The organism is Bradyrhizobium sp. USDA 10063 (genome assembly GCF_054063735.1).
Map to the genome: position 1 here is coordinate 4,654,070 of NZ_JBSSGP010000002.1, position 13,108 is coordinate 4,667,177.

At 63.2% G+C, this 13,108-nt stretch carries 11 protein-coding genes and 1 pseudogene; 6 read left to right on the plus strand and 6 right to left on the minus strand.

Features of this window, described 5'->3' with window-relative positions; translation table 11 throughout:
- Positions 1-21 precede the first annotated feature (21 nt).
- The 5 genes from ACVJGD_RS24060 to ACVJGD_RS24080 all read left to right on the plus strand — a co-directional run bounded on the left by ACVJGD_RS24060 (position 22) and on the right by ACVJGD_RS24080 (position 6,667).
- Positions 22-882 carry a helix-turn-helix domain-containing protein gene (locus ACVJGD_RS24060; protein ID WP_456636635.1) on the plus strand — a complete coding sequence of 287 codons (861 nt, stop codon included), beginning with the start codon at positions 22-24 and terminating at the stop codon, positions 880-882.
- A 110-nt stretch (positions 883-992) separates the two neighbouring features.
- Positions 993-2,354 (plus strand): FAD-binding oxidoreductase, encoded by a 1,362-nt coding sequence (locus ACVJGD_RS24065; RefSeq protein WP_456636636.1) that lies wholly within the window; start codon positions 993-995, stop codon positions 2,352-2,354.
- A 245-nt stretch (positions 2,355-2,599) separates the two neighbouring features.
- Positions 2,600-3,685 (plus strand): DUF2855 family protein, encoded by a 1,086-nt coding sequence (locus tag ACVJGD_RS24070; RefSeq protein ID WP_456636637.1) that lies wholly within the window; start codon positions 2,600-2,602, stop codon positions 3,683-3,685.
- 193 nt (positions 3,686-3,878) lie between these two features.
- Positions 3,879-5,666, plus strand: coding sequence for a flavin-containing monooxygenase (locus ACVJGD_RS24075; protein WP_456636638.1), 1,788 nt, complete (start codon positions 3,879-3,881; stop codon positions 5,664-5,666).
- Positions 5,667-5,692: 26 nt separating this feature from the next.
- Positions 5,693-6,667 (plus strand): peptidyl-alpha-hydroxyglycine alpha-amidating lyase family protein, encoded by a 975-nt coding sequence (locus ACVJGD_RS24080; protein ID WP_456636639.1) that lies wholly within the window; start codon positions 5,693-5,695, stop codon positions 6,665-6,667.
- Between the two features lie 304 nt (positions 6,668-6,971).
- Here ACVJGD_RS24080 and ACVJGD_RS24085 read toward each other — a convergent pair whose 3' ends face one another.
- Positions 6,972-8,732 (minus strand): chloride channel protein, encoded by a 1,761-nt coding sequence (locus ACVJGD_RS24085; protein WP_456636640.1) that lies wholly within the window; start codon positions 8,730-8,732, stop codon positions 6,972-6,974.
- Between the two features lie 190 nt (positions 8,733-8,922).
- Between ACVJGD_RS24085 and ACVJGD_RS24090 the strand changes: the two genes are divergently transcribed.
- Entirely contained in the window at positions 8,923-9,480 is a 558-nt protein-coding gene (locus ACVJGD_RS24090) for an HNH endonuclease (RefSeq protein ID WP_456636641.1), read from the plus strand.
- Positions 9,481-9,557: 77 nt separating this feature from the next.
- Here the strand turns inward: ACVJGD_RS24090 and ACVJGD_RS24095 are convergent, their stop codons facing one another.
- From ACVJGD_RS24095 to ACVJGD_RS24115, 5 genes and pseudogenes are all read right to left on the minus strand, one after another.
- A complete protein-coding gene (locus tag ACVJGD_RS24095) occupies positions 9,558-9,881 on the minus strand; it encodes a hypothetical protein (RefSeq protein ID WP_456636642.1) in 324 nt (107 codons plus the stop codon).
- A 195-nt stretch (positions 9,882-10,076) separates the two neighbouring features.
- A pseudogene (locus tag ACVJGD_RS24100) lies at positions 10,077-10,250 on the minus strand (VOC family protein); the annotation flags it as partial.
- A 355-nt stretch (positions 10,251-10,605) separates the two neighbouring features.
- On the minus strand, positions 10,606-11,193 hold the full coding sequence (locus ACVJGD_RS24105) for a hydrolase (protein WP_456640352.1): 588 nt from the start codon (positions 11,191-11,193) through the stop codon (positions 10,606-10,608).
- A gap of 308 nt (positions 11,194-11,501) precedes the next feature.
- Complete coding sequence (locus ACVJGD_RS24110; protein WP_456636643.1) at positions 11,502-12,416, minus strand: LysR family transcriptional regulator; 915 nt, start codon at positions 12,414-12,416, stop codon at positions 11,502-11,504.
- A 217-nt stretch (positions 12,417-12,633) separates the two neighbouring features.
- Positions 12,634-13,026 (minus strand): YciI family protein, encoded by a 393-nt coding sequence (locus tag ACVJGD_RS24115; RefSeq protein ID WP_456636644.1) that lies wholly within the window; start codon positions 13,024-13,026, stop codon positions 12,634-12,636.
- Positions 13,027-13,108: the final 82 nt, after the last annotated feature.

Consider the following 13,108-nt stretch of genomic DNA (forward strand, 5'->3'; position numbering starts at 1 on the left):
GCTGGCGGAGCGCGATTCCACGTGGCGAAGTTCGGTCAAGTGCGCTGGGCTCGAAAAGATGGCGAGCCACCCATCACATCCCAGGCGGACGGCCCGGCGGGCGAAAGCGGTGTCCGCGTGTTCCGGGCGCTATTCGACGGAGGGGCGCATTTCAGCGCCGCCACTGAACAGCACCTCACCTTCGTTCAGATGTCGTCCCATCTGCGGCTCGATTGCCGAATAGCCGGACGACGGCTGCGGCACGAGACGGGCCAGGGCGCGCTGGCGATCTGTCCGGCAGGCGCCGACTGCTCCGCCGAGGCCGACAACACCGCCGATATGCTGCTGATCGCCGTCAAGCCGACCCAGCTTGCGCTTGCGGCCGCGGACGATTCCGCGCTCGAAGCCGAGCTTCCCGAGCGGCTGTCGGGATATGATCAGACGCTTCAGCGCACGGCGCAGTCGCTGGCGGCGGAGAGTGCGCAAGGCTATCCGAACGGCCCGCTGTTCTGGAGTGAAGCCGCCAGCCGCTTCATCGGCCGCCTAGTGTCCAACTATACGTCGACGCCCCGACGCCCGGTTCGCGGACGGCTCGGTCAACGCGCGCTGCAGCGGATCAGAGACTACGTGCTCACCAATCTCGCCGAGCCGATCGAGGTCGCCGATCTGGCCGCGCTCGCCGGCCGCAGCTCCTTCCATTTTACGCGCGTATTCACCCGCTCGGTCGGCATGACGCCGTATCGCTACGTCGTCCATCTCCGCCTGCAGGCGGCGGCGCAGCACATGCGCGAAGGACGAATTGGACTCGCCGAAATCGCAGCCGACACCGGATTTTCGGATCAGAGCCATTTGTCGCGATGGGTCCGCCGCGTCTACGGCGTTCCTCCCTCTGAGTTCGCCTGAACGTACCAGCAAAACCGCAGGAATCTTCACGAACGCACTGCCCGCTTCTCCGTAAATCGGCGGATAACGCCGAGCACCCCCGCTCGCGCCGATCACAGGAGAGTGAAGCCATGCCTGCTACGATCGATACCGCCTGTCGTGGCCTGAGCGAGGATTTGCCTGGACTGGTGTCATTACCTGGCGATGATCGCTATGCGGCGGCGACCAATATCTGGGCAAAGCAGGTCGGCGTCACGCCCGGCGCGGTCGTGCATTGCCGAACCGCCGAGGACGTCCAGGCCGCGATCCGATCTGCGCGCGAGCGCGAACTGCCACTGTCGGTTCGCGGCGGCGGCCACGACTGGGCCGGCCGCGCGCTCTGCGAGGGAGTGGTGATCGACCTGAGCGGGATGCGCAACGTCGTGCTGAGCGCCGACGGCCGCAGCGCCACGATTGCAGGGGGCGCCCGCGCCGCCGATGTCGTCGCTGTCACCGATCCGCTCGGGCTGGCCGTGGCGGCGGGATCGGCTTCGAGCGTCGGCATCGCCGGGCTCACGCTCGGCGGCGGCTATGGTCCGCTGATCGGACGCTTCGGCCTCGCGCTCGACAACATGCTCGCGGCCGAGATCGTGCTGGCCGACGGCCGCATCGTGCATGCCGACGGCGAGACCAACGCCGATCTGTTCTGGGCGCTGCGTGGCGGCGGCGGCAATTTCGGCGTGGTGACGGCGATGCGCCATCGCGTCCATGAACTGCCGAGCGTTCATTCCGGCATGCTCGTCTATCCGTTTTCCGAGGCCCGCTCCGTGCTCGAACGGTGCAGCGCATTGATGGCCTCGGCGCCGGAGGAATTGACGGTGCAGCACACGCTGATCGCCGATCCAAGCGGCGCAGTGGTGGTCCTGATCGTTCCAACCTGGAGCGGCCGGCCAGAAGAAGGCGAAGCAAGGCTTGAGCCATTCGCCAGGCTCGGAACGCTGCTCGCAGGCGAGAGCAAGCAGCTATCGTACGGCGCACTGCTCGGCATGTTCGATCCCTACATCGTCACCGGATTGCAGACCGTGATGGACAGTTGCTGGCTGCCGGCGCTCGACCGCGGCGCCATCGGCGCGTTCATCCACGCGATGGACAACGCGGTCTCGCCGGGCTGCGCGATCATCACCCACGAATTCCGCGGCGCGGCGTCCCGTGTCGCGGAGGCCGCGACGGCTTTCGGACTGCGCCGCGATCACCTGCTGGTCGAAATCCTGGCAAGCTTCCCTGACCGATCCGACGCCGGCGACGTGCCGCGGCACCGGCACTGGACGCGCGCCACGCGCGAGCGCTTCGCCTCGGCGCTGCCCGGCGGATATCCGAACTTTCTCGGTAAGGACGAGCTTGATCGCGCGAGACAGAGTTACGGCGGCAACGCCGGGCGGCTGATGGAGATCAAGCGCCGCTACGATCCCGACAACGTCTTCTCTTCCGCCATTCCACTGCCGCGTTCCGCTTGAGCGCCGAGGACAGGCATGCTGATTCATGTCGTTAGCACTACGGTCGCATTCATGCTGACTGCCTTCGGGGCAAGACGCGCGGCCCCACGTCTTCCTCGGGCCCACAATTTCAAACGGCTTGTCAGGCCGACATCCGCTTCACCGGAGCAGCCGGAAGCGAACAGCGTTTTAAACTATGTTGCTGTTGCAAAACCTTCATCGCCCGACGCAAAGATGGCGGCGCGTCCAGAGCCGGAGCCGCCCTCATGACATCGACTGAATTCGTCGTCGCCCGCAACGATCTCAAGCAATGCAAGTTCATCGAGCGGGCACTGCCTGACGCGGCCGCGCTTCCAGGCGAAACGTTGCTGATCAAGGTGACGAGCTTTGCGCTGACCGCCAACAACATCACCTATGCGGTGCTCGGCGACGAGCTCAAATACTGGCAGCTCTTCCCCGCACCGGAAGGGTTTGGCAACATTCCGGTGTGGGGATTTGGCGAGGTGATCGCCTCCCGCCATCCGAACGTTGCCGAAGGCGAACGGCTGTTCGGCTATTTTCCGATGGCAACGCACCTCGTGATCGAGGCCGCCGATGTCAGCAAGCGCGGCCTGCGCGACGGCGCCGCACATCGGCAGGGCGTGGCGCCGGTCTACAACGCCTATGCACGCGTGAGCGGCGATCCCGCCTTTGCCGGGCGGCAGGGCGACTACCAGGCCCTGCTGCGGCCGCTGTTCATGCTGTCGTTCCTGGTCGACGACTTCCTCGCCGAGAACGGATTTTTCGGCGCGGAGAGCGTGATGCTCTCTTCCGCCTCCAGCAAGACCGCCTTCGGGCTCGCGCATCTGCTGCACACCAGAGGCATCAAGGTGATCGGCCTGACATCGGTTGCGAATACCGGCTTCGTGAAATCGCTCAGCTGCTACGACGAGGTCGTCACCTATGATCGCGTCGCGTCGCTGGCTGCGGATCGGCCGGCGGCGTTCGTGGACATGGCCGGCAACAGCGGCCTGCGCGAAGCGTTGCACCGGCATTTCGGCGCTCAGATGAAATATTCCGGGCGCGTCGGGCTGACGCATCGTCGCTCTGAGGAGAACGAGCCGGAACTGCCGGGCGCCAAGCCGAGCTGGTTCTTCGCACCCGACCAGATCCGCAAGCGTGCCAGGGAGTGGGGACCCGGCGGGATCGATACGCGCTTCGGCGCCGCCTGGTCCGGCTTCGCGCCGAAGCTCGAACAATGGCTTGAGGTGACCGAGGGCCGCGGGCCTGCGGCGGTGCAGACGGCCTATCTCGATACCCTCAACGGCCGCGTTCCGCCGGAATTAGGGCACATCCTTTCTCTTCATGCATGATCCGGAAAAGTGGGAACCGGTTTTCCGAAAAGATCATGCTGAGCAAGGAGATGAGATTGTACTTCGATTGAGTTCAATCGAAGTACAATCTCACGGAATAGCCGACATCCCGTCACGGCCTTTCTGCGGCCTGCCGAATAGGTATAGGCTGCGAGCGAACACGCCGCGAAGACGGCCGTGACGGGGAACGCTCATGCTCGACAGGACCGACGACATCTCGGTGGCCGCCGACACTTGGCTTGCACGATTCGAGGACGCACTTCGCAAGCCTGGCGACGGCGCGCTCAATTTCCTGTTTCTCCCCGATAGTTTTTGGCGCGACGTGCTGGCGCTGAGCTGGAACATCCAGACCAGCGAAGGCGCGGACGCCATCATTGCCGAGCTGAAGCGGCATGCGGGCCGCGCCGCACCACGCCGCTTTGCGATCGACCCCGATCGCCGCGCGCCGCGCAAGGTGACGCGGGCCGGCACCAATGCGATCGAGGCGATGTTCAAGTTCGAGACCGCTGATGGCCGCGGCAGCGGCATCGTCCGCCTGATCCCCGACCCTACCGACGGCAATACGCTGAAGGCCTGGACGCTCCTGACCGAGCTCGGCGAGCTCAAGGGCTTTGAGGAGCAGCTCGGCGTCAACCGCCCGCGCGGCAACGCCTATTCGCGCGACTTCCGCGGGCCGAACTGGCTCGACCTTCGCAAGGCCTCGACGGACTATGCCGACCGCGATCCGACCGTGCTCGTCGTCGGCGGCGGCCAGAGCGGGCTCTGCATCGCCGCACGGCTGAAGCAGTTGCAGGTCGATACGCTGATCGTCGACCGCGAGGAGCGCATCGGCGACAATTGGCGCAAGCGCTATCATGCGCTGACGCTGCACAACCAGGTGCAGGTCAACCACCTGCCCTATATGCACTTCCCGCCGAACTGGCCGACCTATATCCCGAAGGACAAACTCGCCAACTGGTTCGAAGCCTATGTCGACGCCATGGAGCTGAACTTCTGGACCAGCACCGAGTTCGAGGGCGGGCGCTACGACGAGAACGAGGGCCGCTGGACGGTGACGCTGCGCTGCGCTGATGGCTCAAAGCGCGAGATGCACCCACGCCATGTGGTGCTCGCGACCGGCGTCAGCGGCATTCCGAGCGTGCCTGATATTCCCGGCCTGAAGGAGTTTTCCGGCAAGGCCATGCATTCCAGCCGCTATGACGACGGCGAGAACTGGAAGGGCAAGCGCGCCATCGTGATCGGCACCGGCAATAGCGGCCACGACATCGCGCAGGACCTTTATTCCAGCGGCGCCAGCGTGACGCTGATGCAGCGCAGCCCGACGCTGGTGGTCAGCATCGAGCCGTCGGCGCAGCTCGTCTACGCGCCCTACAATGACGGGACGCTCGACGATAACGACCTGATCGCAATGTCGATGCCGCTCAAGCTCGGGCGCAAGAGCCATGCGATGGTGACGGAGAAATCAAAAGCACTCGACAAGGATCTGCTGGACGGCCTGGCGCGCGTCGGTTTCAAGCTCGACTATGGCGAGGACAATACCGGCTGGCAGTTCAAATATCTCACCCGCGGCGGCGGCTATTACTTCAACGTCGGCTGCTCCGACCTGATCGTGAAAGGCGAGATCGCGCTGAAACAGTTTTCCGACGTCGACACGTTCGTGGCCGACGGCGCCAGGATGAAGAATGGCGAGCTGATCCCCGCCGACCTCGTGGTGCTCGCGACCGGTTACAAGCGCCAGGAGGAACTGGTGAAGAAGCTGTTCGGCGCCGACGTCGCCGACCGCGTCGGCACGATCTGGGGCTTTGGCGAGGAGCAGGAGCTGCGCAACATGTACACCCGCACCGGTCAGGTGGGCCTCTGGCTGATCGCCGGCGGGCTGGCGCAATGCCGGATCGGCTCCAAGCACCTGGCGCTGCAGATCAAGGCGATTGAGGAAGGCCTGCTGCCGCGCGACGTCGGGCCCAGGGCTGCGTTTGCATAACCAGGCCGCCATTGGGGAGAAATCACATGCCGACCATCCTCGGCTCCGGCGAGCATCGCTACCGCGTGGTGGAGAACTGGGCCAAGCTGCCCGATAGCTGGCAGCTCACCGACGTCGCCTCCGTCGCGGTCGACAGCAAGGACCGCATCTATGTCTTCAACCGCGGCGAGCACCCGATGGTCGTGTTCGACCGCGAGGGCAATTTCCTGCGGAGTTGGGGCGAAGGCCTGTTCTCCCGCGCCCACGGCCTGCACATCGACGCCGATGACAATCTCTATTGCACCGACGACGGCGACCACACCGTGCGCAAATGCTCGCCCGACGGCAAGGTGCTGCTCACGATCGGCATCCCTGGCAAGCCCGCGCCGTTCATGAGCGGCGAGCCGTTCAACCGCTGCACCCACACCGCGCTATCGCCGAAAGGTGAGATCTATGTTTCCGACGGCTACGGCAATGCCCGTGTCCACAAATTCACGCCCGACGGCAAGCTGATCAAGAGCTGGGGCGAGCCCGGCACCGATCCCGGTCAGTTCAATATCGTCCACAACATCGCGACCGATGCCGACGGCTTTGTCTATGTCGCCGACCGCGAGAACCATCGCGTGCAGGTGTTCGACGGCAATGGGAAATACGAGACGCAGTGGAACAATCTGCACCGTCCCTGCGCGCTATGTTGCTGCGGCGGCAAACAGCCGAATTTCGTGGTCGGCGAACTCGGTCCGGGTCTCGCGGTCAACCGCAAGGTGCCGAATCTCGGGCCCCGGCTGACCATCGTCGATGCCAAGGGCAACCGCATCGCGCGGCTCGGCGGCGAAAGCGGCCCAGGCGTCGAGACAGGAAAGTTCCTGGCGCCGCACGGCATCGCGCTGGACTCCAGGGGCGACATCTATGTCGGCGAGGTCGGCGTCACCGACTGGAAGACCAGCTTTCCCGATACCGACATGCCGACCGAGGTGAGGGTGGCGCGCTGCCTGCAGAAGCTGGAGAAGGTTCCGGTATAGTTAGAGTGTAATGAGATAAGGTCGAATTGTGTCCGCCATGGGCGCGGGCTCTTTTTCACCTCTCCCATAGGGAGAGGTCGGCGCGCAGCGCCGGGTGAGGGGATCTGCTCTATCGAGGGACCGTAACCCCTCACCCGCGCCTCCGGCGCGACCTCTCCCTATGGGAGAGGTGAACTTGCGGCCAAGCCGATTCGACCAAATGACATCGCGCTCTGGAGCATGGTCCGGAAAAGTGGAAACCGGTTTTCCTCGCGACAAACGCGCGGCGTTTGCGCGGAGATTATGCTCAACAAAGCGGATGCGATCAGACCTCGCCGATCACCTCGCGCCGGCGCTGCTCGGATTCCTCGGCATAGCGCCGCATCGCGTGCGCTTCGGTGAGGACGCCGATCGGACAGCGCTCCGCGCCCTCCTCGACCACCGCCAGCGATTCCGCTTCCGCTGCATCGAACACCGCAATCGCTTCCTGGATGTTCATGGATGGATGCAGCACCACGTCGCTGTGGCGCAGGATGCCGGCGAGGCCGTTGTGCATATCGATGTCGGGCGCATGCGCCTCCGCGATCAATGCCAGCCCGGCGTAACGCCCCTCGCTATCGACCGCGACCACCTGCGTCTTGGAGCCGAGCGGGAACTGCTTGCGGAACTGCTCGATGGGCATATCCGCATTCACCGTCGTCATATCCCGGCGCATCAATTTGTCGACCGTGAGATCGCGGATCCAGCCGATATCGGCAGCGCTGCGGATCGTCTCCCCGCGCAGGTGCAAGCGCCAGGTCGCAAATGAATAGCCGAACAGTTCCCGCGTGAGCATCGTGGAGATGATGACGGAAACCAGCACCGCCGTGGTGAGCCAGAGATTGCCGGTCGATTCCAGCGCGATGAAGGACATCGTCAGCGGTCCGCCGATCACCGACGCCGACAACGCACTCATGCCGATCACCGCATAGACGTCGGGATCGAGGTTGAGGCCCGGCCACAGCATGTCGCAACCGGCGGCGAACAGCCGGCCGCCCAGCGCGCCCATGAACAGCGTGGCGAAGAACAGGCCGCCGCGAAACCCGCTGCCGAGCGAGACGATCGAGGCCATCGCCTTCAGGATCAGCACGCTCGCCATGAAGGCGAACGGCATCGACACGATGCCGCCGAGATGCAGCGCCCCGTGACCCGAGGACATCACCTGCGGCGTCAGCAGCGCCATCAGCCCGACGGCGAAACCGCCGAGCGCCGTACGCAACGGCGGCCACAGCCCTGTCCTTCCCAGCACCGTCTCGCACAGCGTGACGCCGCGCATGATCGTGATGCCGAACAGCGCCGCCAGCACGCCAAGCAGGGCGGCGATAGCGAGATCGCGCCCCAGCACGTCGCCGACGGTATCGACGCCTACCCCCAGCGTCAGCACGCTGAAGGAATGTGCGACAAAATAGCCGGCGACCGCGGCGACCCCGACTGGCGCGAGGCTCGCGGGCGTATAGCCGCCGATCACAAGTTCGAAAGCATAGAAGGCGCCGGCCAGCGGCGCGCCGAAGGCGCCGGCGATCGCCGCCGCCGCTCCACAGCCGACCATGATGCGCTGATCGATGCGGCGCAGGTGGAAGGCGCGGCCGAGCGAAGCCGAGATGCCGCTGGAGAGCTGCGTGTAACCCGCCTCGAGCCCGACGGACGCGCCGACGCCGGAGGACCAGATCGTCTGGAGCGCAACAATCACGCTGCCGCGAAACGACATCCGCCCGCCATAGAGGGCGTTGGCCTCGATCGGATCGATCTCGCGGTTCGGCCGCCAGTGCGCCAGCGCGAGAAAGGCGAGGCCCAGCAATAGCCCGCCCAGGCTTGGAACCAGCACGGCGCGCAGCGGGTCGAGGCTGATCTGGCTGGAAAGCCGCTCGCCGAACGGCAGGTCGAACAGCGCCACATGCAGGACCGAGACCGCCCCGCTCATGGCGGCCACCACCAGCCCGCCGATGGTTCCGATCAGCGCCGCCAGGACCACCAGGCTCGTTTCATGCGCGCGCACGAAGGCGCGCAGCCGGCGCGGTGCCTCGAGATAGCGGGACTTGGTGAGCATTGCTGAGGCCGCCGACGCAGGAGGTATCTGTGGCCCCGTTTACGGGCCTTGCATCCGGGTGGCAATCACGGCGGGATCATGGCAGCGCCGAGCAGGATAAACGCCTCTATGCTCTTCACAATCCCGTCACGCTGCATGTAGTATGTCAGTACATGCTGCTTCGCAGCGATATGGAGGCCGGGAGCGTTACTTGAACGCACATGTCTCGCAAGGCGGTTGGCCGGTACTGGTCCTGAACGCGGACTTTCGGCCGCTGAGTTATTACCCCCTGTCGCTATGGTCGTGGCAGGATGCGATCAAGGCGGTCTTCCTCGACCGCGTAAATATCGTTGAATATTACGACCGGGCGGTACGGAGCCCCTCTTTCGAAATCCAGCTTCCGAGCGTCGTCTCGCTGAAATCCTTCGTCAAGCCGACCACGCATCCCGCCTTCACCCGGTTCAACGTTTTCCTGCGCGATCGTTTCGCCTGCCAATACTGCAATTCGCCTGATGATCTCACCTTCGACCACATCATCCCGCGCAGCAAAGGCGGCCAGACCACGTGGGAGAATGTGGTCGCGGCGTGCTCGCCCTGTAACCTCAGGAAGGGCAACCTGACGCCGCAGCAGGCCAAGATGTTTCCGAAGCAGGCGCCGTTCGCGCCGACCGTGCACCAGCTCCACCGCAACGGCCGCCTGTTCCCGCCGAACTATTTGCACGATAGCTGGCTCGACTATTTGTATTGGGACACCGAACTCGATCCGTAGTGCCTGGTTTACGCCGGAGTTGTGCCGGGACTCATAAGAACGTCAAAGCACGCAAACGAGTGTCATGTTTCCCGGTTTCAATCTCGACCATTGACGCACTTGGCGACAGACCGCAGCGGACCGAACCTGTTGCGAATTTCGTACTCCACGAACGCGACAAGCCGCCCGGGAGGTTGCTGCGGGAGCCTGAGCACGATTTCAGGGCCGCCCCAGACAGAATAGGGGTCGAAGAAGATCGGCTGCTGCCACGCTTCGACGATATTGATCCGGTGATACGCCCAAGGCGTCGCCAACCGCTGTTTCAACGCTCGCTCACACCAAACACCCAACGTCGATGCCTGCGCGCCGAAAGCCGGGGCAAGCGAAAGCACCAATGCTGCGAGAGCTGACATGGTCTTCATTTGACTGCTCCTCGTGCGGATGACAACGCGTAGGATTGCAATGGTCTTTCATAGACGTCTACCAAGATATCGTGGCCGCTGCGTCCGACCAGTCTGCAATCACCTTGGCCGCCGGCATGGACCTCGCAAAATCGGCGCGAATGACCCAAAGCGGAATAGGACCCCGACTGAGCCTCTCTCCCAAGTGATGCCAATCTAAGCTTGGCAAGCCTGCGGGGCAATCTCTGCGTAGATTTCCAAGACATTGCCGTCGGGGTCGCGAAAGAACAGCGTGCGATGACCAAATGGCTGGTCGGTCGGTGGAGAAACGATTGTCGCACCTCGCTCCGCCAACGTCGCCGCGCAGGCATCAACTTCCTGCGGCGCAACTCAATAGAGTCGGGCTTATGACGGCGTTTGTGAAGCGCTGGCCGCAGTCCGTATCTTTGCACCTCGGCTAATGTACCGCCAACGTCAATCAGCTTTTGCAATACCGCTAGTCCAGTAAGGAAGGGTGAGTAACGCGCGGGAAAACACACCGAACCATCGATATGCAAGCAACGTGGCTATCGCTGATGGCGTCATGGACGGGCTGTCGGGATTGCCGCCCGGAATGCTTGAGCCGCTGTCGCGGCTCAAGCATTGCATCGGACGGCCCGGCCTGCGCCGAATGGACGAAATACAAGTACATCCGACGCCGAGGGTGGCGATTGTGTGCCAGGGGGCGAGAAGCAGAAGTTCAGCGCTAGTGAGCGCCGAACATCGCCTTGACGTATTGCACCCCGACACCGAAGGCGCCACCGTACTTCTTGGCGATGCCAGTGGTGACGTCGTACGTCTCCTGACGCGCCCAATCCCGCTGCAATTCGGACAAATAGCCGAGCGCCGTGATCGGACGTGCGCCGGCCTGGATCATACGCTCGACCGCCCGTTCGTGTGCCTCGGCCGTGCAGTCACCGCAGGCATCCGTGACGACATAGACTTCAAAGCCCTGCTCCAGCGCCGACAAAACGGGACCCATGCAACAAACTGAAGTCCACAGGCCACAGATAACGAGGCGATCCTTGCCGACTGCGTTGACGCGGCGAATGAGATTCTCGTCTTCCCAGCCATTCAACATCGTCCGGTCGGTGACCTCCGCATCCGGAAAGACATCCGTGATTTCGCTGAACAGCGGACCCGCGAATGTGTCCCTCGAGATTGTCGTGAGGATCGTCGGCACCCCGAAGCCCTTCGCCGTGTGAGCGAGGATCGCCACATTTGTACGCAGATTGGTAATGTCAATCGACTTGGTGTTGAATGCCATCTGCGACTGATGATCGATCAGGATCATGGCATGATCCTTGGGGCTCAGAAGCGTTTTTGCCGGTTTGGCGATCGCTTTGATGCTCACGTCGGTTTCCTTTCTAGAGCGATGAAACTTCTTGATCTTGGCGGATAAGCCGATGCGGCGCCGAGAGCCGCGTGGGGACCGACGACCACAATGCGCGAAGGAGTTACGACGAAGCTTTGCACCGTGCGAGCGGCATTTCTGCCGAAGCATTTCCGCAAAAATGCGGGCTTCGATCCGCTGCGCAACTTGCGGCGCTTATGCGGCGAGAAGAGCTTAACGACTATCGCTTGCTGTTCGCCTGGCGCGCGCTAGGGCCGTCTACCCTCGATGAGCGCTCGCTGTTTAGCGATAGCTTCCATGCAATGGGTCATGAAGGCGTTTACCCGCCCCGACTTTCGGATGTCCGGATGGGTCAATATCCAGAGCTCGTCGCTGACGTCGGGTTCTATCGGCCTGATACGCATTAGATCTGCAGCGATATCCCCGTGCATGCAGGGCAAGAGGCCAATGCCCATGCCCGCCGCGATCGCGGTCGCCATCCCGGCGACGGAATCGCATCGGAAGACGATACGTCCGCCAGGTACCCGCTGCTCGACAAAGCCGTGTGCTTTAAGACCGGACAGGTTCTTCCCGTACGATAGCCATTGACGCTGATAGATATCACCGGGTAGCGGTCGGCTGTCGACAGCGTCGCGCCTGCGTCCATAGGCCGCCCATGCAATGGTTGCGACTTTCCGGCCGAAAAGATTTTCGGGGGGCGCGCCGGTCACGGCGCGGAAGGCGATATCCGATTCTCCACGGGCAAGATTGAGCAGGCAATTTCCGACGATTACGTCGACCCTCACGGACGGATTGGAGGACTGGAAGTCCGCAATAATCGGCGTGAGAAAATCCATCATCAGCGCATCGCTGGTCGTCACGCGCAACTCGCCCGCGTGGCTCTCGACCTGTCCCGAGACCCGTCGCGCTACGCTGACGACGTCGAGTTCAACGCGTTCGGCGAGAGCTATCAATTCGAGGCCGGCAGCCGTCGGCAGATATCCGGCGCGCCGCCGGTCGAAAAGCGCGACACCAAGGGCATCTTCGATCTGCGTGAGCCGTCGAGAAACAGTGGACGTGTTGATACGGAGCGCTGTTGCTGCGAGCGCGAGAGACCCGCTCTCACCAATCGCTTTAATGACGCGTAAATCGTCCCAAGCAAGCTTACCCAGGGGATCGTTCATGGTGATCCTTCGATCGCTGCGAGATTAACGCTCCTAGGTAGTCCATTAAGGTGCCAGCGTCACTCCCGTGTCGATGCGCCCGGCTGAGATCGCGACAGGACCTGCTCGATGAGTCGAGTTACCGTTTGCGAGCCTTAAAGGGCGGCCGAGTTCGCCGCAAGCGATGCTTGTAGCGCGATCGCTTGCGGCTTTCCGGTCAGCTTCTCCGCCACGCGCGCTAGTTGATCGTCATTTTACCATCAGAGAAGCTTACCTTGATGACCAGTCCGCCCTCGTTGACCAGCCATGGCCGCACCGTGAACGCGCGCGCACCCGCTTTGTGCATCGGGTCAGACGCAGCGATCTCGGTGGCGTGTGCTAGCGAGGTGGCGCGGATCACGAACATGCCATCGCCGTCCCAAAATCGCTCGTCGTCGGTCCAATGCGGCCCCGCCGCCACCAGGATGCCTTGACGCTCGATCTCGCACTGGTGCGCGAGGTGGACGGGAAGGTTCTCCATCACCGGGCCTATGCCATTCGTCGGCGTCGAGAACACCACGTAGAACTGTTTTTTCAACATCTCACCACTTGCTTCGAGAACCTCGTCCTTAGTGACACGCGTCGTCATCATCGTCTTCTCCTGAGTTGCTGCATGCGAATTGAGGCTTGAACCGATCTATGCGCGGCGGATCTTCCGGGATCCATTTCGGGGT